Consider the following 25,236-nt stretch of genomic DNA (forward strand, 5'->3'; position numbering starts at 1 on the left):
GCCCGCCACGTACGTCAGCGCGTACAGCGGACCCCATGCCCACCACGGGGCGCCGAGCAACTGCAGGGACAGCGCCGACAGGAACAGCCCCAGGGCGGCCGCGGCCCAGCGGGCCTCGGGGAGAGCCAGGATCCGGGTGCGCCGTCCGGTGGCGACCGCGTCCCGGACCGGGTCGGCCGGCGAAGGCGGCCGGGTGAGGGTGAAAGACATGGGCGGTGATCCTTCACACGAGAAGGCGGAGTGTTTCGACCCCCGCACCATACAGGATCACATGAACACGCATTCATGTGTTCATCTCCGTAGGATGTAGGGCATGGGCCACGGAGCTGACGCGAACACTGCTGCCACCGCGCGCGAGCGCCTCGACGCCGTGGGGGCCGCCGATGTGGCGGCCACCCTGCAGGCTCTTGCCACCCCGTCCCGGCTCCGCATCCTCGCCCGCCTCCAGGAGGGGCCGTGCCCGGCGACCGAGCTCGCCGACGCGGTCGGCATGGAACAGTCCGCCTGCTCCCATCAGCTGCGGCTGCTGCGCAACCTCGGCCTGGTCACCGGCGAGCGCCGGGGCCGCTCGGTGATCTACGCGCTGTACGACAACCACGTCGCCGAACTCCTCGACCAGGCCCTCTTCCACGTCGAGCATCTGCGTCTCGGCCTGCACGACACCCCCGCGGAGGAAGCGATGGGAGCCGGTGACGCGGTGGCCGCCGCCGTCCGCTGAAGGCAGGCAACGCCGGTCACCCCCGTTCCCGGCGTGTGCCGGGCGTCGGCGCCGGGGTCCGTGCCACCGAATGCGGGAGCGATTCTCCGCGTCTACGCTCACACGTGGATCCATGCCGCCAACGGTCGTGCACCCGGTCAGGAAGCGAGATGCCCATGGAGCGGCTCAAGGCGTCGGGATTCGCCGGGGAACTCTCGGCGGAATTCCTCGGCACGATGATTCTCATCCTGTTCGGCTGCGGCGTGGTGGCCCAGGTCGTGGCGGGCGGAGCACTCACCGAACCGCCGGGCGGCCTCGGGAATCACGACAGCATCGCCTGGGCATGGGGACTCGGAGTCACTCTGGGTATCTATGTGGCGGGCAGACTGAGCGGAGCCCACCTCAACCCCGCGGTGACCGTGTCGCTCGCCGCTTTCAAGGATTTCCCCTGGAACAAGGTGGCTCCCTACACCGTCGCACAACTCGCCGGGGCATTCACCGGTGCATTACTGGTGCGTTGGAATTACACGGAGGCCTTGGCCGCGGTGGATCCCGGACACACCATCAAAACGCAATTCGTCTTCTCCACGCTGCCCGCCAACGGGAACCCCGCACTTCCTGTCCACGAGTGGGGCGCGCTGCGGGACCAGGTCATCGGCACCGCCATTCTCATGCTGCTGATCCTCGCCGTCACCGATCTTCTCAATACGCCACCGGGTGCCAATCTCGGCCCGTTCATCGTGGGTCTCATCATTGTGGCCATCGGTATGGCGTTCGGCACGAACGCCGGGTACGCCATCAATCCGGCTCGTGACCTCGGGCCCCGGCTCGCGAGTTTCCTCACCGGTTACGAAGGGGCGTGGCGGGACCAGTACGGGAATCTCTACTTCTGGGTGCCGATCGTGGGCCCGCTCGTGGGCGGCCCGGTCGGCGCGTTCCTCTACCAGACCTTGATCGGCCGCTTCCTGCCCGCAGCGGAAGCGGAGCCGGAGGGCACCCTTCCCCTGCCTCCGGAGAATTGACGCCCGGTTCCTTCATCGAGGGCGGACCGCGGAAAGGCGGCATGCCATGGCGGACTTCATCGGCGCGGTGGATCAAGGCACCACCAGCAGCCGTTTCATGGTCTTCGACCACGACGGAAACGAAGTGGCCAAGCACCAGTTGGAACACGAGCAGATTCTGCCGCGGCCCGGCTGGGTGGAACACGACCCGGTGGAGATCTGGGAGCGCACCAACTCGGTCATGCAGAACGCCCTGCGCACCAGTGGTCTCGGCGCCACCGATCTCGATGCCATCGGGATCACCAACCAGCGTGAGACCACCGTCGTCTGGGATCCCCGCACCGGCCGTCCGTACTGCAATGCCATCGTGTGGCAGGACACCCGTACCGACTCGATCGCCCGGGCCCTGGAGAACGAGGGGCACGGCGAGGTCATCCGGCGCAAGTCGGGGCTGCCTCCGGCCACCTACTTCTCCGGCGGGAAGATCAAGTGGATCCTCGATCACGTCGAGGGGGTCCGCGCGGCCGCGGAGCGGGGCCACGCGGTGTTCGGGAACACCGACTGCTGGGTGTTGTGGAATCTCACCGGCGGCCCCGATGGCGGCATCCACGCCACCGACGTGACCAATGCCAGCCGAACGATGCTGATGAACCTTGAGACGCTCGACTGGGACGACGAACTGCTGGACATCTTCGGTATTCCGAGGGCGATGCTGCCGGTCATCAACCCGTCCTCCGACCCCGAGGCCTACGGCCTCACACGCACGTCCCGGCCCCTGCGGGCCGCGATTCCGGTCACCGGGGTGCTCGGTGACCAGCAGGCCGCCACCGTGGGGCAGGTGTGCTTCGAGCCGGGCGAGGCGAAAAACACGTACGGCACCGGCAACTTCCTCGTGCTCAACACCGGTACGAAGCTGATCCGGTCGCGGCACGGCCTGCTCACCACCGTCGCCTACCGGTTCGGCAAGAGTCCGGCGGTCTACGCCCTGGAGGGCTCCATCGCGGTCACGGGGTCCGCCGTGCAGTGGCTCCGGGACCAGATGAAGATCATCACCGAGGCCGCCGAGAGCGAATGGCTCGCGCGGACCGTCGAGGACAACGGCGGGATGTACTTCGTGCCGGCGTTCTCGGGCCTCTTCGCCCCGTACTGGCGCTCGGATGCCCGCGGCGCCATCGTCGGCCTCGCCCGCTACAACACCAACGCCCATCTGGCCCGGGCCACTCTGGAGGCCATCTGCTACCAGAGCCGGGATGTGGTGGACGCGATGGAACAGGACTCCGGCGTCCATCTCGATGTGCTCAAGGTCGACGGCGGGGTCACGGCCAACGACCTGTGCATGCAGATCCAGGCGGATGTCCTCGGGGTACCCGTCAGCCGCCCCGTCGTCGCCGAGACCACCGCGCTGGGCGCCGCGTACGCGGCGGGTCTCGCCACGGGATTCTGGCGCGACCAGGGCGAGTTGCGGGAGCACTGGCAGGAGTCGAAGCGCTGGGAACCGCAGTGGAGCGAGGAGCGGCGCGCCGCGGGGTACGCCGACTGGAAGCGAGCGGTCGAGCGCACCCTGAACTGGGTGCGGGTGGAGTGACGTCGGGGTCCTGCGACCGCGCCCCGTACGGGCGTCGAGCATCGCGCGGAGGGCCTCGGCGAGCGGCCGGTCCTGGGCAGCAGGCCCCGCCGGTTCGCGAATGCCGAACCGTGCGCGCCGGTGGGCGTGAAACAGGCGGCGAGAGTGCCGGCTTGCGGGTCCGGGTCCGGCACGCTCAACCATGGCACGTTCATGCCCGCTCCTCCTGCTGGCTCCCGCCGCACGGTGCGGCGGGAGCGGTGACGGTGGGTGTGTCGAGGACGTGGCGCCCGCCGGTGCCGCCCGCCGGTCCGCGCAGCACCGTCAAGGGGACGAGCGCGCCGAGGAGCAGGACGCAGGCGAGGGCGATCCAGCCGGCCGTTCCGAGGGCGAGGACCACGCCGGTCATCAGCACCGGGCCCGCTACCCGGTTGGCGACGGTGCGGCTGGTGTTGAACAGCACCAGGTAGGCGCTGCGTGACCGCTCCGGTGCCAGGTCGAAGGAGAGGGTCCACGAGGCGCCGACCTGGAGCAGTTCGGCGAACGTCAGAAGGACGACGGCGGCGCCGAGCACCAGGAGTGCTTCCCGCGCTCCGAATCCGGGCGCGGCGGCGAAGGCCAGGGCCCCCAGGCTGAGCAGCAGTGCCGCGGTCGCATACGAGTACCACGCGCGGCGCGTGGTGCTGTAGCAGCGGTTGAGCGGGTACTGAAGCGCGATGCACAGCACGGTGTTGACGGCGTAAAGGATGCCGACATAGCGCTCCGGTACGTCCGTCTCGGTGACGAGCCACAGGGGGAAGGCCACGTTGAGCACCGGCATCCAGAGCGACACCAGCGCGTTGTACGCGGTGAAGCCCAGGAGCCGGCGGTCCTTGAGCAGATCCCCGACGCGGACGCTTTCGACAGCGGTCGCGGCTCCCTCGCCCCGGGCGGTGGCGTACACCACGGCCACCGCCACGTAGGCGAGTGCGCCGCCGATCAGAAGTGGCCGGAAGGCTCCTGGTGCTCCGGAGCCCAGGGCGACTCCGGCGATCAGTCCGCCCAGACTGATGCCGAGGTTCACGACGGTGCGCTGGACGGCCATCACCCTCGCGCGCAGGCTCTCGGGGGTTCGCGCACCGACGTACGACTGCACGAGCGCGGGCGAGGACTGCTCGGTGACGGCGATGACGGCGACCACGACGAGGAAGCTCCACCAGCCGTCCACCCACAGATAGCCGGCGGTGGCCAGCGCGCGCAGCAGCATCACACCGATCAGGACGGGTTTCGGCCCGAAGCGTCCGGCCAGCCGGGCGAGGGGCACGGCGGCGGCGAGGGCGACGGCTCCGCCGATCGTCAGGCCGGTGCCGACGGACGAGGTGCTGAGATGGGCGACCTTGACGAAGTAGATGGTCGAGACGGCGAGGAACAGTCCTGTTCCGGTCCACTCGATCAGCGTGGCGCCCTGGACCAGCGGCAGGAACTGCCGGTGGCCGGTTGCCGTCCGCCGCCGGTCAAGGGCGGTGCTTGTGCCCATGGTCAGTGCTCCTGATGCTTCCGGTCCAAGAAGAGGCCTTCGCGGCGCAGCTGTTCCACGGCGGCGCTGGTCTCCTTGACGACGCCCTGCTCGGCCGTCCGGTCGTCGGAGGAGAGGGTGTCGCGGTGTTCGCCACTGCCGTCGGCGACCGGGCGGACCGCGAGCCGGTCGTCCGCGCGGCCGTTCCTGTGGTCGGTGAGCAGGGCGCGTACGACGCGGCCGTTGGACCTCTCGAGTACGAGTCCGACGTCCTCGGTGGGGATCCGGCAGACGGCGATCGCCTCGACGTCTGCACCCCGCACAGCACGGTCGTATCTGTGCGGCTCCTTCGGGAACGCCGGGGTCCGCCTGCCCCGGAGGCGCAGCAGACGGGCCGGGGCCGGGCCGAGATCGCCGGAGGTGGATTCCACCACCATGCCCGGGGTGAGCGGCGGTGCGTCGTGCAGCGCCTGCAACAGCCCTACGGACCTGCGGTCCTTCACCGATCCGGTAGGGCCGTGCTGTTCGAGTCCCGGACGTCGCACCCGGCCCCGGTGGGCGACGTCGGGATGAAGCAAGGGAGTCCTGCGGAGGGCCTGTGCCAGGACGAGTTCGACACGCGGCACTGCTTCCCCCTGTGCGATGCGTCGTTGACCTTTTCCATGGCTCGGCCGGTCTGCCCTCCTGGCGCACTCAAACCTTAGGCATGAACCCCCCGGTGCCACCACGTCACTGCCCTGCGCCCGTTTCGCTGTTGGCCGGAACAGCGCGTGACGCCTCCTCGCACCCTTCTCTCCCCCGCCGTCGCTCCCAGTACCGGGCCGGGTGAGGCTCGGTGGCCGCGCCGCGTGCCGGGTCCGGCCGCTACTTCGAATTGGCCGGTTCGATGCAACCGGACCCGCACGACGCAACGATGACGTCAGCAGATCCGCGGCAACTGCTCCCCGACCGGCAGGTCGACGACGCGCGTCCCGCCGAGCCCCGTGCGGGCCACCACCATGCCCGGGTGGGCGTCCACCGCCTCACCGATCACTGCCGCGTCCCGGCCCAGCGGGTGTGCCCGCATGGCGTCCAGGACCGCGTCGGCGTGTTCGCGCGGTACGAACGCCACCAGCTTCCCCTCGTTGGCAACGTACATCGGGTCGAGCCCGAGGATGGCACAGGCATTGGCCACCGGCGCGGGAACGGGGACGTTTCGCTCCTGGATCAGGACGCCGGTGCCGGACGCGGCCGCGATCTCGTTGAGGGACGCGGCGAGCCCCCCACGGGTGGGGTCGCGCAGTACGTGCAGGTCCGGGGTGACCGCGAGCATGGCCTCCACGAGTCCGCCCAGGGCGGCACAGTCGCTCGCGATCTCGACTCCGAACTCCAGCCCCTCGCGCACGCTCATGATTGCCACGCCATGGACACCGATCTCCCCGCTCACGATCACGGCGTCACCCGGGACGACCCGCTGCGGCCGCAGATCCACGCCGACCGGGATGAGGCCGATACCGGCGGTGTTGATGAAGATGCCGTCTCCATGACCGGTTTCGACCACCTTGGTGTCCCCCGTCACCACCTCGACGCCCGCGTCGCGCGCGGCGGCGCCGAATGCCTCGGCGACACGCGCGACGACGGAGAGCTCGACGCCCTCCTCCAGAATGAATCCGCAGGACAGGTAGGCGGCACGCGCACCGCTCATGGCCAGGTCGTTGACGGTGCCGTTGACCGCGAGGTCGCCGATGCTGCCACCGGGGAAGAACAGCGGCCGCACCACGAAGGAGTCGGTGGAGAAGGCCAGGCGGGCGCCCCCCAGCGGCACGGACGCCGAATCGCCCAGTTGCGCGAGCGTCTCGCCTCCGAAGGCGGGAGCGAAGATGTGCTGGACCAGTTCGGCGGAGAGCGCGCCGCCACCGCCGTGGCCCATGACGATGCGCGGGTGGTCCCGCAGCGGGGCCGGGCACGTCCATGCTGTGGGATCGAGCGGCGGGATGCCGGAGGGAGGCGTTGCCGAAACGGCTCGGTCGCCGCGCGTGGGGGTGTCGACGGTCTCAGCCAACGGGGCTCGCCTCCCGAGGTGCGGTCTTGTTCATGTCCAGCCGCCGGTAGAGGTAGTACGCGGCGCAGGCGCCCTCGCTGGAGACCATGGTGGCTCCGAGTGGGGTGCGAGGGGTGCAGACGGTGCCGAACGCCTCGCATTCGTGGGGCTTCAGCAGGCCCTGCAATACCTCTCCGCTGCGACATTGGGCGGGTTCACGGGTGTCGATACCGGACACCTGGAAGCGGTATTCGGCGTCGTAGTCCCGATAGCGCGGGGCGAGCCGCCAGCCACTGCCGGGAATGACGCCGATGCCGCGCCAGGCCCGGTCCGTCACCTCGAAGACGTCCTCCAGCATGGCCAGTGCGGCAGGGTTACCCTCGGAGCGCACCGCGCGCGGGTAGGCGTTGTCCACGGTGTGTTCGCCGCGTTCCAACTGGGCCACGGTGCGCCGTACACCTTCCAGGATGTCCAGCGGTTCGAATCCTGTTACCACGATCGGGACGCCGAACCGTTCGGCCAGCTCGGGATATTCGCCCAGGCCCATCACACTGCACACATGCCCTGCGGCGAGGAATGCCTGAACCCGGCAGTTCGGCGACCGCATGATCGCCTCGATCGCGGGTGGTACCCGGACATGGGACACGAGCAGACTGAAGTTGCGGATGCCGAGCCTGCGCGCCTGATAAACCGTCATGGCGTTGGGAGGGGCGGTGGTTTCGAAGCCGATTCCGAAGAACACGACCTCCCGGTCCGGGTTCTGCTGGGCGATCTTCAGCGCGTCGAGCGGGGAGTAGACGACGCGCACGTCGCCGCCCTCGCTGCGGACCCGGAAGAGATCCCGTCCGGTGCCGGGGACGCGGAGCATGTCGCCGAAGGAACAGAAGATCACTTCGGGACGGGAGGCGATCTCCAGCGCCTTGTCGATGACTTCCAGCGGGGTGACGCAGACGGGGCAGCCCGGTCCGTGGATCAGTTCCACCTGGTCCGGCAGGAGTTGGTCGATGCCGTGCCGGATAATGGTGTGGGTCTGCCCACCGCAGACCTCCATCAGCGCCCACGGCCTGGTCACGATGGAGCGGATCTCGTCGAGCAGCCCGCGGGCCAGCTCGGGGTCCTGGAATTCGTCGATGTACTTCACTGCCGCGCCTCCTGCGATGCCTCGGCGGTGCCGGGCAGCGGCAGCCCGCCGGCCTCTGCCGCCATTTCCCATGGGTCGCCGAACTCCTCCTGCAGCATGCCGAGTTGGGTGAACAGCTCCAGCGTCTGCCTGGCCGACTCCTCGTCCAGTTTCTGTAGGGCGAACCCCACGTGGACGATGGCGTACTCACCGACCTGAAGGTCCGGCAGATACTCCAGACACGCTTCCTTGACCACTCCGCCGAAATCGACGGTGGCCATGCGTGTGCCGTCCCGCTCCTCGATTTCCAGTACTCTGCCGGGCACCGCCAGGCACATGGCTTCTCCTCGCTGTGGTTGCTCTCGCCCGCCCGGTCCTGCCGGGCGCGCTGTCAGTGGGTGGCGGCGCTCCCCCGCACCGCGCCGATGCGGCCTTCTGGTGCTCCGGGGGCGTGGGCCCGGGCGGCGACCATGACTTGCCCCAGCGCCAGCCCCCCGTCGCTCGGGGGGACTTGTCGGTGTCTCAGAACTGTGAAGTCGAGTTCGCGCAGCATCCGGGCACAGGCCGAGGAGAGCAGCGTGTTGGCGAAGACTCCGCCGGTCAGGGCCACGGTGTCCAGGCCGTGCTGCTGACGTGCCAGGACGCAGGTGCTGCGCACGAGGGCGGCCACCGCGTCGTGGAAGCGTGCCGCGACGACACCCGGCGCGGTACCCGCGCGCACATCATCGATCACCGCCGAAAGTACCGGCGCGGGGTCGGCGATCAGTGCGCTCGCGCTGTCCGGTGCGGGTGGACGCAGTGCGAACCCGTATCCCCCGCAGTCGCCCCCCGTCGTGCCGAGCGCGGCGGCTTCGAGTTCGACGGCGGCCTGGGCCTCGTATCCGACCCGGTGGCAGATGCCGGTGAGGGAGGAGACCGCGTCGAACAGCCGACCCATGCTGGAGGTGGGCACGCAATGAAGGTTCCGCTCCAACTGTCGTGAGAGTACGTGTAGTTCATCTACTTCACAGGCCGTCGTGCACGGCAGGTCGCGCGCCCATTCGATTCCCGCCGCGTGCAGATGTGCCAGGGCCATGCGGTACGGACGGTGTACGGCGGCGTCGCCACCGGGCAGGGGGACGTACGCGAGATGCCCGAACCGGTGGTATCCGTCGTAGTCCGCCAGCAGGAACTCGCCGCCCCACACGGCTCCGTCGTCACCGTAGCCGGTGCCGTCGAACGCGACGCCGATCACGCGCCGTGTGCCGTCCAGGCCGTGTTCGGTCATCGCCGAGGCGATGTGCGCGTGATGGTGCTGTACGCGTACGACCTGCCGTTCACCGGCGAGACGGCGGGTCAGCCGTCCCGAGCGGTATCCGGGGTGCGCGTCGACGGCCAGGATGCCGGGCCGCACCCCGGTGATGGTCTCCAACTGCTGTCCGGCGTGCTCGAAGGCGTGTTGGGTGGCGAGGTCGTCCATGTCACCGATGTGGGCGGACAGCCAGGCCCGGCGCCCTTCCGCCAGGCACAGGGTGTTCTTGAGGTCACCGCCCGCGGCGAGGATCGCCGGCACCGGAAGGGGCAGTTCGACGGGCCGGGGGGCGTAGCCGCGTGAGCGGCGTACGGTCAGCGGTTCCCCGTCACAGACGCGTACGACGGAGTCGTCGCACGGTACGTGGATCGGGCGGTCGTGGGTCAGCCAGACGTCGGCCAGGGGGGCGAGCCGCTCCAGCGCCTCGGCGTCGTCCGTGACGATCGGCTCCCCGGCCACGTTGCCGCTGGTCATGACGAGCAGGCGCGGCCCGGCCGGGTCGCCGGGCAGCCCGAGGAGCAGGTGGTGCAGGGGCGTGTAGGCGAGCATGACGCCGAGGTCGGGGCTGCCCGGTGCGACGTCGTCCGACAGCACCGGAGCGCCCGGTCCGGGAGCGGCGTGACTGCGGCGCCTCAGCAGAACAATCGGCCGGGCGACACCGGTGAGCAGGGTCCGCTCCTCGGCGCCGACATGGACGAGGTGTTCGATGTCGGTGATGTCGCGGGCCATCAGGGCGAACGGCTTGTCGCCACGGGCCTTGCGGCGGCGCAGTGCGGCCACCGCCCGGGAGCTGGCCGCATCGCAGGCGAGGTGGTAGCCGCCGAGTCCCTTGACTGCGAGGATCGCGCCGCCGGCCAGGAGCCGGCGAGCCTCTGCGACGGGGTCCGTAGTGTTCGCGCGTCGCGGGGGCTTGTCCGGTTCCGGGTGTGCCACCAACAGATCGAGGCGGGGCCCGCATCGGTGGCAGGCCACCGGCTGGGCATGGAAGCGGCGGTCCGCCGGGTCCGCGTACTCGCGGGCGCAGTCGGGGCACATGGGGAATCGGGCCATGGTGGTGTGCGCGCGGTCGTACGGCAGTTCCGTGACGATCGTGAACCGCGGCCCGCAGTTGGTGCAGGTGATGAAGGGGTGCCGGTGGCGCCGGTCCGCGGGATCGGCCAGCTCGGCAAGGCAGTCGGCGCAGGTGGCCACGTCCGGCGGGACCAGCGTGCGGGAAGGCCCGCCGGCGCGGGAGGCGACGATGGTGAAGCCCGCACCGCCGGCTGCGGGAACGTCGCTGTGCTCGACGGAGTCGAGGACGGCCATGGGCGGTGCGTCGGCGGCGATCCCTTCGCAGAACAGGGCCACCGCAGCCGGTGAGCCCTCGACTTCCGCGACGACGCCCTCGGGGGTGTTGGTGACGTGTCCGGCCAGGCCCATGCCGAGGGCGCGCGTGTACAGGTAGGGCCGGAATCCGACGCCCTGGACGATGCCACGGACGGTGATCCGGCGGCGCTGCACCGGGTCGCCCGTGGCCGGGTGGGGCCGCTGCGTCGTCACGGGCGGGTGTGCGCCGTGGCGCCGGACGCATCCGTCGCGCCGCCCGGCTCGTCTTCGCCGGGATGCGTGTGGGGCCTGTCGTGAGAGGCCTCGTCGTGTTCCAGGTGGGTATGGGTGTGCGTGGACCGGTGCTGCTGGGCCATGACGGGCCGGTGGACCGGGGCGCCGTTCGCGGCGCCCAGTGCCCGTTCGAGGAGCGCCCCGACACCGGCACCGCGCCGGGCGGAAGTGAGGAGCACCTCCACACCGGGATTGACCTGCTCGACATGGGCGCGGAACGCGTCCTCGTCGAACTCCACCGCCTCGGCGATGTCCGTCTTGGTGACGAGCACCAGGTGCGCCAGCCCGAAGGCGGTGGGGTACTTCAGCGGCTTGTCCTCGCCCTCGGTGACCGAGGCGAGGACGACCCTCAGTGTTTCGCCGAGGTCGTACGAGGCCGGGCAGACCAGGTTGCCGACGTTCTCGACGAACAGGAGCCGGGTGTCCTCGGGCAGCCACCCGTCGAGGTGCCCGCCCAGCATCCGGGCCTCCAGGTGGCAGAGTCCGTCGGTGAGCACCTGCTTGACCGGGGCGCCCGAGCGGGCCAGGCGAGTGGCGTCGTTCTCGGTGGCCAGGTCGGCGGTCAGCGCCGCCACGGGGACGCCCGTCTCCCTGGCCAGTACCAATTCACGTTCGAGCAGTGCCGTCTTGCCACTGCCCGGGCTGGAGAGCAGATTGACGACCGCGGTGCCGCGGGCGGCGAGTTCGGTGCGCAGGCGGTGCGCTGCCGTGTCGTTCTTCGCGAGTACCGCCTGCTGGAGATCGACCACACGGCACATGGTTCAGCGCTCCTCGGAAATCGGTTCACGGATAGGTCTCTGCGCAGGCCCCTCGTCCCAGTGGACGTCGGCGATGCGGAGTTCACGGCCCGAGAGCAGTTCCGCGGTTGCCTCGCCGCACACGGGACAGCACAGCTGCGGTGGCATTCCGACCGCCCATTCGTCCGAGCAGGGCTCGCAGCGTGCTCTCGCCCGTACGGAGTCGACCACCAGTTCGGCGCCTTCCAACACGGTCCCGGCACAGGCCAGTTCGAAGCAGAAGGTCAGTGCGTCGGGGACCACCCCGGCGAGCTCACCGACCTGGAGCCGGACCGATGTGACGGCTACGGCGCCGTCGGCCCGGGCTGCTTCTTCCACCTGGCCGACGACGGCCATGGCGATGGACATCTCGTGCATGGGTCTCCGTCCTGCCCGCGTCATTACACCGGGGGTTGCGGTCGCGGCCGGGCTGGCTCGCCGACGCCGCACGCCGCGTACGTCATTCGGTGCAGCCCGGGACGTGACGGGTGCTCCGGCGTCACATGCCGCGAATCCTCAGGTAGCGCTTGATGTCGGGCATGACCTGGGCCACGAGTACGGCAACGGCGGCGGCGGCCGCGCCGCCAAGGATGATCTTCTTCACGATGGTGTTCATCTCCTCAGTCCATGGCCGGGCCGGCCGCCGGCTGTGCGGTCGGCGCGGTCCGTTCGTCGTCCCGCACAAGGCGCAGGACCATGTTCACGGCCTCCGGTACGGCAGCCGCGACAGGCTCGCTCAGGCCGATGCCCTCGTCGACACGGGCGGGTTCGCATCCGACGACCAGCGTGCGCCCCGGGGGCGTGCAGCCCGTTCCGGCGCACAGGGTTTCCAGCAGGGTCAGGACCGCGTCGGGGGACATGCGGTGGCCGTCGAGCAGCGCTTCCTGCGGCTCGATACTGCCCGCCCGGTCGGCCTCGATCAGATACAGCGTTCCGGGCTCGCCACCGCGTTGCGTGGCATCGATCAGGACCAGCGTGTCGTACCCGTCGAGGAGCTGGTACGCGAGATGGACTCCGCGCACCCCGATGTCCACCGCTTCGACGTGGCCGGGAAGGGGGCCCGACACCAGTCGTCGTACGGTCTCGACACCGAAGCCGTCGTCGCCGAGGAAGATGTTCCCGACACCCGCGACCAGAGTCGTCGCTCTCTGCTCCGAGGGCGCCGTCATGCGTCCTCCAGGGGTGCGACCTCGTCGGGCTGGAAGTAGAGGAACCGGCCCTGCTCGCGTCGGATGTCCGCACCGGGGTCGCCCTCCACGGTGACCGCGAGGTGCACTCCCCCGTCCACGTCGTGGAGTACCGCTTCGACCAGTGCGCTGCGGTCCTTGAGAAAGAGGTCCTGGGCGTCGGTACGGCGCAGGCCCGGCCGCAGCAGTACGCGGCTGCCCGCCCCCACCGGCCGGCCTGCCACCAGAATCCGGTCGTGCTGCGGGTCGGCGCCGCCGTCGCCCGCCGGGTCCCACCACGGCTGCTCCGGCCTGATCAGGTCGTACTCGTCGGCCCCTTCCGGCACTTGTGGAAATCCGTCGGACGCGACGGTCGCGGGTGCACCCGGCCCGGTGACTTCCCGCAGGGCCCGCACCGCGCCGTGCAGCCGCTCCAGGACCTCTGGGGGCATGGAGTCGGCCAGGTCGATCACTGCGGCCGCCCGGTCGTCCGTCCCCCGGGCCTCACGCTTCTCCTGGTCGGTCAGGGCGGCCGTCCGCAGGGCGAGGATCTCGTCGATCTCCGTGGAGTCGTACAGCGCTCCGGGGCTCTCAGGGGCGATGGCCGGGTGGTCCTCAAGGATGATCGGGGACGAGAGCATCAGGTCCGCGCGGCCGGGCTCCCCGGCCAGTACGGGCCAGGTGTGCAGGTTCCGGCAGCCCGCGACCGCGCCCTTGGCCCACTGGGGAGGGTCCGTCATCGACAGGAACGATCCTGCGTCGAGGCCCAGGAGGAGGTGCGCGGCCACCAGTGATCTGGGCAGCGCGGCATCCCGGTCCGCGTCAGCGGTGTCCGGCGTCCAGGTGCTGGTGTTCTCCACCACGGCGGTGAGCCGCATCGCCCGGTAGGGGCCGTCGAGTTCGGCGGCGGACAGCCTCACCGCGCCGTTGACCTCCGCGCAGCGGCGCACCAGGCGACCGACGGTCCGGCCCTCCTCGTCGCGGACCGTTTCGTACTCCTCGCGTGCCGGGCGCGTGAAGTGGACGACGACGCCGTCGCCGGTGAGCTCGGCCACGGTGGTGAGCACTTCGACCCGTTCCTCCGCGCCCTCGTCCCAGGGAACCAGGACCCGGTCGGTGAGGTGGAGTTCGGGGACGGTCCGGAAGGTGCCGTCCTCGCGGATCTGCTCCACGGTGCGGCGCTGGGCGTGCAGGAAGCGCACCTCGGCCGCCAGCGTCGCGTCCGCCTTCGGTTCCATCAGGCATTCGGTGTGCTGGAAGTCGTGCTCCTCGGCGGTGGCCGCCCAGGCCGGTGGCACAAGCACCCCGAACTGCCAGCGGAGCCGGTTCTTGGCCGCGGACGCGCGGTACGGGTACAGGACGTAGCCCTCGAAGAGGACCGCGTCGGCCACGCCCCGGGCAGCGGCGAAACGGGCTTCGAGCGCGGGGGTGAACGCGGATGTGGTCATTGCGCCGTCCTCTCGGCGAGTCCGGCGTCGGCAAGTCTTCCGTCCGGCGGGATGGTCGTGGTTCCGGCCGCGTCCAGAAGCGCCCGGACGGTCGCCTCCCAGGACGGCAGTGCGTGCCGGGAACGGAATTCGAGCAGCGCGTCCATGGCGTCGCGGGGAAGACGGATCCAGCCGCACCCTGGAAAGTGCTGATCGACCATCTCCTGCCACACCGCCACCGGCATCCGGAACGGCGCCTCCAGGTCCCATGGCACCGGCTCGACCCGGAAGCCGCCGGAACCGGTGAAGGCGGTGCCGGAGAAGAGCATCAGGAGCGGCGCCTCACCATCCGTCAGCGCGTTCATGTACCGCGTCGCGGCGATCTCCAGGTCGTACGTGCAGGGCACGACGACGTCCGTCTCGGATTCCCCGGTGAACGCGGGAACCATGACCGGGACCTGGGCGAACTGCACGGGCTGGAGTGTGCTGCCCCAGCGTGAACGCTCTCCGAACAGGTCCGTCAGACCTTCGGCCTCCGTCTTTTCGTAGCCGCGCCGGGCCGGTTCGATGCGGATCTGGCAGCGCAGCGCGAGCGCGTGGACCCGCGCTTCCTCGGACGCGGTGATGCGCAGCCGGAAGACGAGGGTGGGGCCGGCGGCGTACGGGTCGGCGCGTACGCCGGTGCAGGTGAAGGTGAAGTCCGTCATGGCCGACACTCCCCCACCATTGCCCCGGCTCGGCGTTCGACGCGTTCGAAGAAGGCCTGCAGATCGGCCCGGGCCTCGGCTCCGCCGTCGAATCCCTGCCACAGCAGGCGCATGCGTCCCACCAACTCGTAGCAGATGTCGATCGGTACCAGATAGCACTGGGCCCGGCCCTCGGAGCGGCGCAACAGCAGGGCTTCCACGTCGGGTTCGAGCAGCTCGGAGAGACGGCTGCCGCCGAGGACCGTCTGCCAGGTCGAAGGATCCAGTTCGCTCTCGGTGGCCCCGGCAGGGCTCGGGTAGAGCGCCACCAGCCGGTCCAGTGCGGCATTGCGGAAGAAGAAGGCGACGCTGACCGGGATCTGCAGGAGTTCCCACGCGTTGTCGTCGAGGCGGTGGTCGGGGTCGGCGAGGTAGCGGTCCGGGACGCTCAGGAACCGGCCGTGGGCGGCGCCGGGCCGCTCGAAGAGCAGGGCGCACGGAGTGCAGGCGCACGCCAGCGACCGTTGTTCGGTGTCCACCAGATGCCGGTGGTCGTCCTCGGTGACCAGTACTCCGCACAGTTCGCACCGCTCCTGCCGCGGCTCGCGTGGTACCGCGAACCGCCGCAGGGTGTGTACGCCCGATGCGGGCGCGGACCGCCCGGTCCACGTCCCAGGCGCGCTCATGACGTCCCGGCCGGGGCCGGGCGGGCGGTCGGCGCGCCTTGTGGCGAGCGAGTTCCGATCTGAAGGAGTGCCGGCTCCCGGCCGGTGGAGGCGGGCTCCATCTCGACCGTGGTGACTTCCGGTGCGAAGCAGGCCAGGGAATTCTCGACGGACAGCGGTGCGGCGGGCGCACCGCCGCAGCCGCAGCCGCCCGTGCCGGCGGTCCGCAGGCGCAGAGTCCCCGTACTGTCGTCGAAGCTCACCACCTCGACGGGATCACGGACGGCTTCGAGGGCCCGTCCGATGCGCATGCCGGTGTCCTCGGGGTGCAGGTCGTGCAGGACCAGCAGGCTCGACACGAGGCCGTCGCCCAGGAGCGCGTCCAGGGTTTCGCCGGTATCGCGGCCCGGTGCGGCCAGGAGCCCGTCGATGATCCGGGCCAGCCCTGCCCCGTAGAAGTCCATCAGGGCCCGCACCAGTTCCTCGGCCGTCGCGGAGGTCTGCCGGTCGCCTGCTGCCGTCAGTTGTTCGAGCACCTCTTCGATGCGGCGCCCGGCCTGCTCCGCGTCGGGCATCTTCGCTGCCGCGGTATGTGTGGTCGCGCTCATCCGCCGAGTCCGCTCAGACCGGTGGGCACATGCATCTTCTGCACGGTTCGGCCTCCGCCGACGTACATGTGGACGCCGCACGGGAGGCACGGGTCGAAGCTGCGCACGGTGCGCATGATGTCGATGCCCTTGAAGTTCTCCGGCGCGTTCTCCTCGAAGATCGGAGTGTTCTGCACGGCGTCCTCGTAAGGCCCGGGAGTTCCGTAGGTGTCCCTGGTGCTGGCGTTCCACGGCGTCGGAGGGTAGGGGTGGTAGTTGGCGATCTTGCCGTCCCTGATCACCATGTGGTGGGACAGCACCCCCCGCACGGCCTCGGTGAATCCGACGCCGATGCTCTCGTCGGGGACGTCGAACTTCTCCCAGGTCTGGGTGCGTCCGGCGCGGACCTCCTCAAGCCCCTTTTCGGCGCAGTGCAGCGCGATCGCGGCCGCATAAGCCTGGAAGTACGTGCGGGCCCGGTTGCGCTCCAGCGCGTTGCTCCACTTCGGGATCTGCCACTCGAAGGTGGTCTCGGGCTTGGTCATGGTGCGGGGCAGGTTGATGACGACGCTGTGTCCGGTGGCCTTGACGTAGCCGACGTCGACGAGCCCGGACAGGGCGGTGGACCACAACCTGGCGATGGGACCGCCGCCGGTGTCCAGGGCCAGGTGGTCCTTGCCGTCGAACCAGCGCGGCGACATCACCCAGCTGTACTTGTCGTCGAAGTTCCGTTTCTGCGGCGCGGGGATCGTGTGCTGGTTCCACGGGTGGCGTGGGTCGACCGGGTTGCCGAGCGGGTCGTGGGTGACGAACTGCTCCTTGCCCTGCCAGTCGTCGTAGTACGAACTGCCCAGCAGGATCCGGATGCCGAGGTTGATCTCGGTCAGGTCGTTGGTGACCAGCTTGCCGTCCACGATCACACCCGGGGTGACGAACATCCTCCGTCCCCAGTCGCTCATGTTGGCGTAGGTGAAGTCGCAGTGCTCGGGGTCGTTGAGTGCTCCCCAGCAGCCGAGCAGCACCCGTCGGCGCCCGACCTCTTCGTACCCGGGCAGGGCCTCGTAGAAGAAGTCGAACAAGTCGTCGTGCAGGGGCACGACCCGCTTCATGAACTCCACATAGCGCATGAGGCGGGTGAGGTAGTCCGTGAAGAGCTGGACGGAGGCAACGGTGCCCACACCGCCCGGGTAGAGCGTGGAGGGGTGCACATGACGCCCCTCCATCAGGCAGAACATCTCCCGCGTGTAGCGGCTCACCTGGAGGGCCTCGCGGTAGAACTCGCCCTCGATGGGGTTCAGCGACCGCATGATGTCGGCGATCGTGCGGTATCCGTGCTCCCCGGCGTGCGGCGCCTCGGTGCGCTCGGCCAGTTCCAGGACCCCGGGATTGGTCTCGCGGACCATCTTTTCGCAGTAGTCGACCCCGACCAGGTTCTCCTGGAAGATGTTGTGGTCGAACATGTACTCCGCGGACTCGCCGAGATTGATGATCCACTCACCGAGGTGCGGCGGCTTCACCCCGTACGCCATGTTCTGCGTGTACACGGAACACGTGGCGTGGTTGTCGCCGCAGATCCCGCAGATGCGGCTGGTGATGAAGTGCGCGTCCCTGGGGTCCTTGCCCCGCATGAAGACGCTGTAGCCACGGAAGACCGACGACGTGCTGTAGCACTCCGCGACCCGCTTCTGCTTGAAGTCGATCTTCGTGTGGATGCCGAGACTGCCCACGATCCGGGTGATCGGATCCCAGGCCATCTCCACCAGGCCGCTGCCGTCGCCGGCCGCCTTCGTTGTCGGTGCCATCGTGTGTGCCGTAGCCCTTCTGAGAAGCGTGAGGTGGGGTCGTCACCGGAAGGTGCGCAGTTCTGTCGGTGTCCTGGACGGGATCACCACGGAGGCCGGTAGCCCGTGGTCAGCCGGTCCCTCTTGTGCCGCCACTTCGGCTCCTTGTCCACCGTTTTCGCGGTGATCGACCGGAGCCTGCGGATGACCGCGCCGTACGCGCCGCTGGCGGTGACGGAGGCCTTGGCGCCGGGCGGTTCGTCCATGAACGGCATGAACTTGTCGGGGAAGCCCGGCATGGTGCAGGCGATGCAGATGCCGCCCACGTTCGGGCAGCCTCCGATGCCGTTCATCCAGCCGCGTTTGGGTACGTTGCACTTGACGACGGGGCCCCAGCAGCCGAGCTTGACCAGGCACTTGGGCGAGTCGTAGGTCTCGGCGAACTCACCCTGTTCGTAGTACCCGGCCCGGTCGCACCCCTCGTGCACGGTGGCGCCGAACAGCCAGGTCGGTCGGAGCTTGTCGTCCAGCGGAATCATCGGAGCGGATCCCGCCGCCTGGTACAGCAGGTAGGTCAGGGTCTCCGAGAAGTTGTCCGGCTGGATCGGGCAGCCGGGCACGCACACGATCGGGATCCCGGCCTTCGACTTCCAGCCCCAGCCGAGATAGTCGGGCAGGCCCATGGCACCGGTCGGGTTGCCGGCCATCGCGTGGATTCCGCCGTACGTGGCGCAGGTCCCGATGGCGACGACGGCCAGGGCCTTGGGCGCCAGGCGATCGATCCATTCGCTGGTGGTGACCGGCTGGCCGGTCTCCGGGTCGTCACCGAATCCGCACCAGTAGCCCTCCGGCTTGATCGTCTCGTTCGGGATGGAACCCTCCACGACCAGGACGAAGGGATCGATCTCGCCGCGCTCGCCCTTGAAGAACCACTCGATGAACGTGTCCGCACCGCCCACGGGGCCGCTTTCGAAGTCGATCAGCGGCCAGTGGACCTGGATCTTGGGCAGACCGGGCAGCGCACCGGTCACGATTTCTTCGATGCTGGGCTGCATCGCGGCGGTCAGGGCCACTGAGTCGCCGTCACAGCTCAGCCCCGCGTTGATCCAGAGGATATGGATCGGGGACTCTTCTCCGGTGGCCGCAGCGGGTGCGTCCACGGTGTTCGACGTTGTTGCATCCATGAGGATGCCTCCCTGGAAAGAGACAACAGTGAAGGCCGACATATCGGCCTTCACTGTCGTTGGTAACAGGCCTTCGGCGCGGGTACACCATCGTGCGCCGCCAGTGCGGTGACGCCGGGCTCAAAAGCAGGCCGTTCCCCTGCGGATCCGGCGGCCGCGGCGAGGTGCGAGGGGCGGGCCGAGGGGGGATCCTTGTGGACGAACGCGCGCCGCAGCGCGTGGTAGGACGAGCGTGGGTCGAAGAAGGTCCGCCGCATCGCCGCCAGCTCCTGCTCGCGGTAGTCGGCCAGGGGTCTGTGCGCCTCGTCCCGGTCCCGTTCGGTCTTCTTCGCCGCGATCCGCGCCTGTACCGCGGGCGACGCGGCCAGGCGGGCCGCCAGCCGGGTGACCTCCTCGGCGAACGACTGCGCAGCGCAGTCGACCGTCCGGTCGGCCAGTCCGAGCCGCACCGCGGCTTCGGCGCTCACCGGTAGTGCATCGCCGGTGAGGCGATCCGCGACGGCGGACCCCACCCGGCGCGGCAGCGTGTACGTCCAGTACTCGGAGCCGTACAGCCCCATCAGTCGGTAGTGCGGGTTCAGCACCGCGCCCGACCTGCACCAGATCTCGTCGGCGGCCAGGGCGAGCATCACCCCGCCCGCGGCCGCGTTGCCGCCCACGGCGGAGACCACCAGCCGGTCGGTGGTGGTCAGTACGGCCTCCACGAGGTCGTCCATGGCGTTGATGTTGGCCCAGGACTCCTCGCCCGGGTCGGCGGCGGCCTCGATGACGTTGAGGTGGATGCCGTTGGAGAAGAAGTCCCGGTCGCCTCCCAGCACCAGCACCGAGGTGGGCCGCCGGCACGCCACCAGGTAGGCGTCGTGCAGGCGTCGGCACTGCGCCGTGCTCATCGCACCGCCGGGGAAGGAGAACGAGAGGAATCCGGCCTGCCCCACCTCCCGGTAGCGGATGTCGCTCCAGCCGGGCCGGCCCCCTTGCTCGTACAGCGGCGCGGGATGCTCGGGCAGTGCGGGCAGACGCCCGGCGAGCGCCGTCACAGCGGGCAGTTTGAACGTGGCGGGCCCGCCCGGCGTGCGCCGGGGGCGGAGTTCGGGGATCCACACCGCGCCGTCGGTCGTCGCCCGGCAGACGGCCCCTGCCCGTACGGCCACCAGCTCGCCCGGCCTGCCGCGCAGTTCGTGCTCCGGGTGCCCCCCGTGCAGAAACCATTCGTCCCCGAGCAGTTCGTCGAGCACTCCGGGGAACGAGTCGGCGGCCCGCAGCTTGCGCAGGACCGCTTCCGTGGAGTCCGACTCCCAGTCGATGCGACGGTGCTCCTGGCGGAAGTACGGCCGCGTGCGGATGCGCGGCTCCTCGTCCCCGCCGGTCTGCGGGCGAGGGACGTACGTACCGGACGCGAAGCGCTCGACGGCGAGGTGCACGGCCCGCAACGCGGCGTCGGAGACTTCGTTGCGGTACAGGTCGCTCTTGCCCACCAAAGGCACCGCGAAGGGAGCCGATGCCCAGATGTCTCCGGCATCCATCTCCTCGTCGGCCTGCAGGACCGTCACACCCCAGGTGTCCGCGTCCTCGTGGATGGCCCAGTCGAGGGACGACGGCCCGCGATCGCCGGGCGGGCCGGGGTGGACGACGAGGCAGGTGTGCGCCGCCCACACGTCCCGAGGGATGGCGGTCTTCAGCAACGGGGCCAGAATGAGGTCGGGCGCGAACTCCTGGACGGCTCGCCGCAGCGACGCGTCGCGAGCGGACGCGTCCGGAGTTGCGAGTTCCACGGCCACGGCGTGACCGCGATCCCTCAGCTCGGCATGGACACGCTGAGTGAGACTGTTGAACGCGCTCGCCACGATCAGAATGTGCATGGCAATCTCCCAACGCCGGGCAGATCCGGCTGGTAGCGATGGTGGGGTACCGCGGTCGGGGCTCCAGCGGCAACCGGCCGCGAAGTCACCCGAAAGCGAACGTTTCGGCGACCGCTCAGTGGAACCCGTAAACCGAGCCCCGCGCTCAGCGGATCGGAATGAACCGGACGACGGCATGACACGGGACCGAGCGTTCACTCCGAGCCCAACTACGCACCCGCCGCGGCCGGTCGACGCCGGCCTGCATGGCCCGCCCGGGCGGCCTGTCATCTTTACGTGACTTCGCGACGCAACTCTCGGTCACGCTTTGGCCTTTGCTGTGGCGGAGTCGGCAAGGGGGAGCGTGTGGCCGCCCTCTGGGCGTTTCGGACCGATCAGCAGCCGCACGGCCTGAACTGAACTTGGGGATGCACATGCCATACACCGGCCGGAACGCATGACCCTGCCGCTCGCGGAGCGCCGGCAGGCGTCCGCGGGACCACGGGAGGGCCGGCCGAAAGGGCGCGTGGCGGCGCACGAGCAATGACCACTACACGTGTACGGGCACGGTCGTAGTCTGCGGCCGGACCGGCCTGTCATGGCTGGACGGAATGACACAGCACAAGATATTCAGCAGAACGGCACATGCCGCTCGGGCCGTGTTAGCCCCCGGGAAGAGGAGCAGGAGACCGGCGGACCGACGGTGTCTGCGTCTGCCTCGCAAGCCGGACCATCCGCGCACGGGCCGACGCGGCTGGCGAAGATGGGTGCCCTCGTTATGGCTGGTCACGGGCTCGTTCCTGATGGTCACCGCAACGCTCGTGGCCGTGGTGGGCATCGCCTACGCGCGTACGGACATCCCCGAGAACCTCAACGCCTTCGCCACGCAGCAGGACACCGTCTACTACTGGGCGGACGGCACTCCCATGGCCCGTACGGGCTGGGTGAGCCGCCAGGAAATGCCCCTGTCGAAGATCCCCGACGACGTCCGATGGGCCGTGCTGGCGGCCGAGAACGCCGACTTCTACTCGGACCACGGCATATCGACGCAGGGAATCACCGCGCGCTGTGGCGCACGGTCAGCGACGGGGAGACCCGGGGCGGATCGACCACCACGTTTCCCAAACCGAAGCCGCATCACAAGCGGAAGGCAGCAGCGAGGGCGACCCGCGCAGTACGAGAAGTGGCGCAAGGAGGCACGGAACGCATACGTCGCCGGGTTCGAGCGGGAGTTCCACGGCAGCCGCGCGCCGCTGTTCATCGGGAATCACTTCGAGGACTGGAACGGCGGGATCTACATGGATGCCGCGGAGGAGACCATGCGCGAGGTCTGCCCGCGCAAGGAGGTGCGCTGTGTGTCCTTCCGCGAACTGACCGACTGGCTCGACGCGCAGGACCCCGAGGTCCTCGCCCAGTGGCGGACGCTCGACCCCGCCCAGCCGCCGAACTGGAAGCAATAGGCCGATGAACGCGGACCGCGAAGCCCTGGCCTGGAACAACTCGCAGGAGTGAGGAGTCGTTCAGGGCCGGGGCTCCGCGGTCGGGAATTCGCGGGCGTCGTCGACGCCCTGGGTCAGTTCGCCTTCTTGACGAACTCCGTGGTGTACGTCTTGGAGAGGTCCACCTTCGCGTTCTTCAGGTTCGGGTTGAAGGCCTTCAGCACACGCTCCACGGTTGCGGGGCCGTCCGCGGGCATGACGCCGTCCGTGGTGAACATGGGCAGGGTGCTCTTGATGGCCTCTGCGTAGAGCGCCTTTCCACCGCCCTGCGCGTAGTCGGCGGGCATCTTCGCGGCGATCTCGTCGGCGCTGTGCGTGGACATCCACTTCAGCGTCTTGACGAAGGCGTTGGCCAGCTTCTGGACGGTTTCCTTGTGGCTGTTGACCCACTCGGTCTGCATGTAGAGGCTGGAGGACGGGTAAGGGCCGCCGAGCGCCTGCTGGGAGCCCTCGGGGGTCCGCATGTCGATGAGGACCTTGCCGAGCTTCTTGTCCAGGATGGTGGCGACGGTCGGGTCGGTGGTCATGCCGCCCTGGATGGAACCCTGCTGAAGTGCGGAGATGAACGTCTGCCCCGCTCCGACGGCCACGGGCGTGAATTCGCTGGTCTTCACGTCGTTGCTCACGGCGAGGTACTTCGTCAGGAAGTCGGTCGAGGAGCCGAGACCCGTCACTCCGAGCTTCTTGCCCTTGAAGTCCTTCGCCGACTTGATGTCACCCGCCGCCTGGTTCGAGACGATCTCGACCTCGCCGGGAGCATGGGAGAACTGGACGACCGACTCGACCTGCTTGCCCTTCACCTGAAGGTCGAGGGTGTGGTCGTAGAAGCCCACCGTGCCCTGGACATCGCCGGAGACCAGGGCCGTCTCGGCCTGGACTCCCGCGGGCTCGGTCAGGAGCTGGACCGACACTCCCTCCTCCTTGAAGTAGCCGAGCCGCTCGGTCAGCATCGCGGGCAGGTAGATGACCTTGTCCAGGCCCCCGACCATGATCTTGACCTTGTCGTCCTTGCCACCGGAGGCCGAGGTGGAGTCGCCGCCACAGGCGGTCAGGGTGGTCAGGGCGAGCGCCCCTGCGACAGCGACGGCCGAGATCCGGGTGGATGTGCGCATCTGATTCACGTCCTTGTGAAGAAAGAAATCGGGTGTACGGGTGTGCGGCGGGCGTCAGCGGGCGGTGTCGGCCTCGGCCGGCTTCCAGCGGAAGAGCCGTTTTTCGAGGAAGGTCAGCAGGCCTTCGGCCAGCAGCGCGACGATCGCGAGGATGACCATCGCGGCGTAGACACCGGCGGCGTTGAACGTGCCCTGGGAGGCGGCGACCAGCAGTCCGAGCCCCTTGGTGGCACCGATGTACTCACCGACGATGGCGCCGATGAGCGCGAAGCCGAAGCTCACGTGCAGGCTGGTGAAGATCCATGACGTGGCCGAGGGGATGACCACCTGAAGGGTGACCTGCCGGTTGCTGGCGCCCAGGATGCGGGAGTTGGCGACGAGGTTGCGGTCGACCTCCCTGGCTCCCTGGAAGGCGTTGAAGAAGACGGGGAAGAACACGAGGACGACCGCGGAGGCGACCTTCGAGGCCGGTCCGAGACCGAACCAGATGAGGAAGATCGGTGCGAGCACGATACGCGGCAGGGCGTTGAGCACCTTGATGTACGGACCGAGCACATCGGCGGCGAACCGGACGCGGCCCAGCGCGATTCCGAGCAGCACACCGGCGATCACACCGATGACCCAGCCGAGCAGCGCCTCGTAGAGCGTGTACCAGATCTGCTCCCACAGGGAGCCCTGGGCGGTGCCGTCGACGACCCAGGTGCCGATCTGGTCCCAGATCTTCGACGGCATGGAGAAGTTGAACGGGTCGATGACCGCGGTCCGGGCCAGCCACTCCCAGAGTCCGATGACCGCGATGAGCACCGCGACCCGGCTCCCGAGCACGAGGAACTTACGGTTCCGGGCGGCCCGCGCCCTGGCTTGGGTCCGCTCGGTCTTGGTGACGGGGGCGCTCGCGGTGATGGTTTCAGGCGACATTGAAGGCACCCCTCTCGCGGGTGATGCGGACCTCTTCACCGAGTGAGGACCAGATCTCCCGGTAGATCTCGACGAACCGGGGTTCCAGACGCACCTGCTCGACCTTGCGGGGGCGGGGCAGGTCGATCTCGAAGACCTCCTTGATCGTGGCCGGTCCCGCGGTCATGACCACGACCTTGTCGGCCAGCGCGATGGACTCCTCCAGGTCATGGGTGACGAAGACGACGGAGGCGCCGGTACCGGCCCACAGCTCCAGCAGTTCGTCCGACATCAGGGCCCTGGTCTGCACGTCGAGCGCGGAGAAGGGTTCGTCCATGAGCAGGATCTCGGGGTCGTTGACGAAGGTGGCCGCGAGGGCGACCCGCTTGCGCTGACCGCCGGACAACTGGTGGGGATAACGGTCCTCGAAGGAGGAAAGACCGACCCGGGCGAGCCATTCCCTGGCCCGCTCCTTCGCCTCGGGCTTCGGCACGCCACGGAAGCGGGGCCCAGCCATCACGTTGGAAAGCACGGTCCGCCAGGGGAAGACCGCGTCCTGCTGGAAGACGAAGCCGACCTTGTCGCCGATGCCGCGCACCGGCTCGCCGCCGACCAGCACCTCCCCCTCGGTGGGCTCTTCCAGACCGCTGACCAGGGTCAGCGTGGTCGACTTGCCGCATCCGGTGGGGCCGACCACGGCGACGAATTCGCCGCGTCCGATCGTGAGGTCCAGATCCCGTACGGCGGTGTGGAGCGTCCCCGACGGAGTCCGGAACGCTTTGCTCGCCCCCCGCAGCTCGATGGCGGGGCTCGTATCGCTGTTCATGGAGC

General features: G+C 69.3%; 24 protein-coding genes and 1 pseudogene. 4 read left to right on the forward strand and 21 right to left on the reverse strand.

Annotation, left to right across the window (positions count from 1 at the left end):
- Nucleotides 1-210, reverse strand: a pseudogene (locus ACFU8Q_RS09560) (heavy metal translocating P-type ATPase); the annotation flags it as partial.
- Between the two features lie 103 nt (nucleotides 211-313).
- Between ACFU8Q_RS09560 and ACFU8Q_RS09565 the strand changes: the two are divergent.
- The 3 genes from ACFU8Q_RS09565 to glpK all read left to right on the forward strand — a co-directional run bounded on the left by ACFU8Q_RS09565 (nucleotide 314) and on the right by glpK (nucleotide 3,283).
- Nucleotides 314-718 carry an ArsR/SmtB family transcription factor gene (locus ACFU8Q_RS09565; protein WP_384450255.1) on the forward strand — a complete coding sequence of 135 codons (405 nt, stop codon included), beginning with the start codon at nucleotides 314-316 and terminating at the stop codon, nucleotides 716-718.
- Between the two features lie 155 nt (nucleotides 719-873).
- Entirely contained in the window at nucleotides 874-1,719 is an 846-nt protein-coding gene (locus ACFU8Q_RS09570) for an MIP/aquaporin family protein (protein WP_384450344.1), read from the forward strand.
- A 46-nt stretch (nucleotides 1,720-1,765) separates the two neighbouring features.
- Nucleotides 1,766-3,283 carry a glycerol kinase GlpK gene (gene glpK / locus ACFU8Q_RS09575; protein WP_384450258.1) on the forward strand — a complete coding sequence of 506 codons (1,518 nt, stop codon included), beginning with the start codon at nucleotides 1,766-1,768 and terminating at the stop codon, nucleotides 3,281-3,283.
- Nucleotides 3,284-3,473: 190 nt separating this feature from the next.
- Here the strand turns inward: glpK and ACFU8Q_RS09580 are convergent, their stop codons facing one another.
- The 17 genes from ACFU8Q_RS09580 to ACFU8Q_RS09660 all read right to left on the reverse strand — a co-directional run bounded on the left by ACFU8Q_RS09580 (nucleotide 3,474) and on the right by ACFU8Q_RS09660 (nucleotide 20,918).
- Nucleotides 3,474-4,778, reverse strand: a complete 1,305-nt coding sequence (locus tag ACFU8Q_RS09580; protein WP_384450260.1) for an MFS transporter — start codon at nucleotides 4,776-4,778, stop codon at nucleotides 3,474-3,476.
- A 2-nt stretch (nucleotides 4,779-4,780) separates the two neighbouring features.
- The gene (locus ACFU8Q_RS09585) at nucleotides 4,781-5,383 is read right to left on the reverse strand and encodes a hypothetical protein (protein WP_384450262.1); all 603 of its coding nucleotides are present in this window, start codon (nucleotides 5,381-5,383) and stop codon (nucleotides 4,781-4,783) included.
- A 293-nt stretch (nucleotides 5,384-5,676) separates the two neighbouring features.
- Nucleotides 5,677-6,732, reverse strand: coding sequence for a hydrogenase expression/formation protein HypE (gene hypE, locus ACFU8Q_RS09590; RefSeq protein WP_384450347.1), 1,056 nt, complete (start codon nucleotides 6,730-6,732; stop codon nucleotides 5,677-5,679).
- Between the two features lie 58 nt (nucleotides 6,733-6,790).
- Entirely contained in the window at nucleotides 6,791-7,918 is a 1,128-nt protein-coding gene (gene hypD, locus ACFU8Q_RS09595) for a hydrogenase formation protein HypD (protein ID WP_384450265.1), read from the reverse strand.
- Nucleotides 7,915-8,235 (reverse strand): HypC/HybG/HupF family hydrogenase formation chaperone, encoded by a 321-nt coding sequence (locus ACFU8Q_RS09600; protein ID WP_384450267.1) that lies wholly within the window; start codon nucleotides 8,233-8,235, stop codon nucleotides 7,915-7,917. The genes hypD and ACFU8Q_RS09600 overlap by 4 nt, the downstream gene beginning before the upstream one ends.
- A gap of 53 nt (nucleotides 8,236-8,288) precedes the next feature.
- Nucleotides 8,289-10,727 carry a carbamoyltransferase HypF gene (hypF, locus tag ACFU8Q_RS09605; protein ID WP_384450270.1) on the reverse strand — a complete coding sequence of 813 codons (2,439 nt, stop codon included), beginning with the start codon at nucleotides 10,725-10,727 and terminating at the stop codon, nucleotides 8,289-8,291.
- On the reverse strand, nucleotides 10,724-11,545 hold the full coding sequence (gene hypB, locus ACFU8Q_RS09610) for a hydrogenase nickel incorporation protein HypB (RefSeq protein ID WP_384450273.1): 822 nt from the start codon (nucleotides 11,543-11,545) through the stop codon (nucleotides 10,724-10,726). Before hypB ends, hypF begins: the two co-directional genes overlap by 4 nt.
- Nucleotides 11,546-11,548: 3 nt before the next feature.
- Nucleotides 11,549-11,941: a hydrogenase maturation nickel metallochaperone HypA gene (gene hypA, locus ACFU8Q_RS09615; protein WP_384450276.1), complete on the reverse strand. Its 393-nt coding sequence runs from the start codon at nucleotides 11,939-11,941 to the stop codon at nucleotides 11,549-11,551.
- A gap of 121 nt (nucleotides 11,942-12,062) precedes the next feature.
- Nucleotides 12,063-12,179, reverse strand: coding sequence for a DUF6893 family small protein (locus tag ACFU8Q_RS09620; protein WP_384450279.1), 117 nt, complete (start codon nucleotides 12,177-12,179; stop codon nucleotides 12,063-12,065).
- 4 nt (nucleotides 12,180-12,183) lie between these two features.
- Nucleotides 12,184-12,732, reverse strand: a complete 549-nt coding sequence (locus ACFU8Q_RS09625; RefSeq protein WP_384450282.1) for a hydrogenase maturation protease — start codon at nucleotides 12,730-12,732, stop codon at nucleotides 12,184-12,186.
- Entirely contained in the window at nucleotides 12,729-14,177 is a 1,449-nt protein-coding gene (locus tag ACFU8Q_RS09630) for a hypothetical protein (RefSeq protein WP_384450285.1), read from the reverse strand. Before ACFU8Q_RS09630 ends, ACFU8Q_RS09625 begins: the two co-directional genes overlap by 4 nt.
- Complete coding sequence (locus ACFU8Q_RS09635) at nucleotides 14,174-14,863, reverse strand: DUF6084 family protein (RefSeq protein ID WP_384450288.1); 690 nt, start codon at nucleotides 14,861-14,863, stop codon at nucleotides 14,174-14,176. Before ACFU8Q_RS09635 ends, ACFU8Q_RS09630 begins: the two co-directional genes overlap by 4 nt.
- A complete protein-coding gene (locus tag ACFU8Q_RS09640; protein ID WP_384450291.1) occupies nucleotides 14,860-15,528 on the reverse strand; it encodes a DUF5947 family protein in 669 nt (222 codons plus the stop codon). The genes ACFU8Q_RS09635 and ACFU8Q_RS09640 overlap by 4 nt, the downstream gene beginning before the upstream one ends.
- Entirely contained in the window at nucleotides 15,525-16,115 is a 591-nt protein-coding gene (locus tag ACFU8Q_RS09645; RefSeq protein WP_384450294.1) for a hypothetical protein, read from the reverse strand. Before ACFU8Q_RS09645 ends, ACFU8Q_RS09640 begins: the two co-directional genes overlap by 4 nt.
- Nucleotides 16,112-17,896 (reverse strand): nickel-dependent hydrogenase large subunit, encoded by a 1,785-nt coding sequence (locus ACFU8Q_RS09650; RefSeq protein ID WP_384450297.1) that lies wholly within the window; start codon nucleotides 17,894-17,896, stop codon nucleotides 16,112-16,114. Before ACFU8Q_RS09650 ends, ACFU8Q_RS09645 begins: the two co-directional genes overlap by 4 nt.
- Nucleotides 17,897-17,979: 83 nt before the next feature.
- Nucleotides 17,980-19,059, reverse strand: a complete 1,080-nt coding sequence (locus tag ACFU8Q_RS09655; protein ID WP_384450300.1) for a hydrogenase expression protein HypE — start codon at nucleotides 19,057-19,059, stop codon at nucleotides 17,980-17,982.
- A 50-nt stretch (nucleotides 19,060-19,109) separates the two neighbouring features.
- On the reverse strand, nucleotides 19,110-20,918 hold the full coding sequence (locus ACFU8Q_RS09660; RefSeq protein ID WP_384450303.1) for a hydrogenase maturation protein: 1,809 nt from the start codon (nucleotides 20,916-20,918) through the stop codon (nucleotides 19,110-19,112).
- Between the two features lie 746 nt (nucleotides 20,919-21,664).
- Here ACFU8Q_RS09660 and ACFU8Q_RS09665 point away from each other — a divergent pair.
- Nucleotides 21,665-22,357, forward strand: a complete 693-nt coding sequence (locus tag ACFU8Q_RS09665) for a transglycosylase domain-containing protein (protein ID WP_384450306.1) — start codon at nucleotides 21,665-21,667, stop codon at nucleotides 22,355-22,357.
- Nucleotides 22,358-22,470: 113 nt separating this feature from the next.
- Here the strand turns inward: ACFU8Q_RS09665 and ACFU8Q_RS09670 are convergent, their stop codons facing one another.
- From ACFU8Q_RS09670 to ACFU8Q_RS09680, 3 genes are read right to left on the reverse strand one after another with little or no spacing between them, the layout of a single operon-like run.
- Nucleotides 22,471-23,508: an ABC transporter substrate-binding protein gene (locus ACFU8Q_RS09670; protein ID WP_384450308.1), complete on the reverse strand. Its 1,038-nt coding sequence runs from the start codon at nucleotides 23,506-23,508 to the stop codon at nucleotides 22,471-22,473.
- A gap of 54 nt (nucleotides 23,509-23,562) precedes the next feature.
- Entirely contained in the window at nucleotides 23,563-24,426 is an 864-nt protein-coding gene (locus ACFU8Q_RS09675) for an ABC transporter permease (protein WP_384450310.1), read from the reverse strand.
- On the reverse strand, nucleotides 24,416-25,231 hold the full coding sequence (locus tag ACFU8Q_RS09680) for an ABC transporter ATP-binding protein (RefSeq protein ID WP_384450313.1): 816 nt from the start codon (nucleotides 25,229-25,231) through the stop codon (nucleotides 24,416-24,418). The genes ACFU8Q_RS09675 and ACFU8Q_RS09680 overlap by 11 nt, the downstream gene beginning before the upstream one ends.
- Between the last annotated feature and the right edge of the window lie 5 nt (nucleotides 25,232-25,236).

Source organism: Streptomyces sp. NPDC057543 (assembly GCF_042801895.1).
GTDB lineage: Bacteria > Actinomycetota > Actinomycetes > Streptomycetales > Streptomycetaceae > Streptomyces.

Excerpts from the sequence above, each read along its gene's own strand:
- ACFU8Q_RS09680 (WP_384450313.1), bottom strand. The coding sequence starts at position 25,231 with ATGAACAGCGATACGAGCCCCGCCATCGAGCTGCGGGGGGCGAGCAAA.
- ACFU8Q_RS09565 (WP_384450255.1), top strand. The coding sequence starts at position 314 with ATGGGCCACGGAGCTGACGCGAACACTGCTGCCACCGCGCGCGAGCGC.
- ACFU8Q_RS09650 (WP_384450297.1), bottom strand. The coding sequence starts at position 17,896 with ATGGCACCGACAACGAAGGCGGCCGGCGACGGCAGCGGCCTGGTGGAG.
- ACFU8Q_RS09635 (WP_384450288.1), bottom strand. The coding sequence starts at position 14,863 with ATGACGGACTTCACCTTCACCTGCACCGGCGTACGCGCCGACCCGTAC.
- ACFU8Q_RS09625 (WP_384450282.1), bottom strand. The coding sequence starts at position 12,732 with ATGACGGCGCCCTCGGAGCAGAGAGCGACGACTCTGGTCGCGGGTGTC.
- ACFU8Q_RS09670 (WP_384450308.1), bottom strand. The coding sequence starts at position 23,508 with ATGCGCACATCCACCCGGATCTCGGCCGTCGCTGTCGCAGGGGCGCTC.
- ACFU8Q_RS09620 (WP_384450279.1), bottom strand. The coding sequence starts at position 12,179 with ATGAACACCATCGTGAAGAAGATCATCCTTGGCGGCGCGGCCGCCGCC.
- hypB (WP_384450273.1), bottom strand. The coding sequence starts at position 11,545 with ATGTGCCGTGTGGTCGATCTCCAGCAGGCGGTACTCGCGAAGAACGAC.
- ACFU8Q_RS09600 (WP_384450267.1), bottom strand. The coding sequence starts at position 8,235 with ATGTGCCTGGCGGTGCCCGGCAGAGTACTGGAAATCGAGGAGCGGGAC.
- hypA (WP_384450276.1), bottom strand. The coding sequence starts at position 11,941 with ATGCACGAGATGTCCATCGCCATGGCCGTCGTCGGCCAGGTGGAAGAA.
- ACFU8Q_RS09570 (WP_384450344.1), top strand. The coding sequence starts at position 874 with ATGGAGCGGCTCAAGGCGTCGGGATTCGCCGGGGAACTCTCGGCGGAA.
- glpK (WP_384450258.1), top strand. The coding sequence starts at position 1,766 with ATGGCGGACTTCATCGGCGCGGTGGATCAAGGCACCACCAGCAGCCGT.
- ACFU8Q_RS09580 (WP_384450260.1), bottom strand. The coding sequence starts at position 4,778 with ATGGGCACAAGCACCGCCCTTGACCGGCGGCGGACGGCAACCGGCCAC.
- ACFU8Q_RS09630 (WP_384450285.1), bottom strand. The coding sequence starts at position 14,177 with ATGACCACATCCGCGTTCACCCCCGCGCTCGAAGCCCGTTTCGCCGCT.
- ACFU8Q_RS09675 (WP_384450310.1), bottom strand. The coding sequence starts at position 24,426 with ATGTCGCCTGAAACCATCACCGCGAGCGCCCCCGTCACCAAGACCGAG.
- ACFU8Q_RS09655 (WP_384450300.1), bottom strand. The coding sequence starts at position 19,059 with ATGGATGCAACAACGTCGAACACCGTGGACGCACCCGCTGCGGCCACC.
- ACFU8Q_RS09645 (WP_384450294.1), bottom strand. The coding sequence starts at position 16,115 with ATGAGCGCGACCACACATACCGCGGCAGCGAAGATGCCCGACGCGGAG.
- ACFU8Q_RS09660 (WP_384450303.1), bottom strand. The coding sequence starts at position 20,918 with ATGCACATTCTGATCGTGGCGAGCGCGTTCAACAGTCTCACTCAGCGT.
- ACFU8Q_RS09640 (WP_384450291.1), bottom strand. The coding sequence starts at position 15,528 with ATGAGCGCGCCTGGGACGTGGACCGGGCGGTCCGCGCCCGCATCGGGC.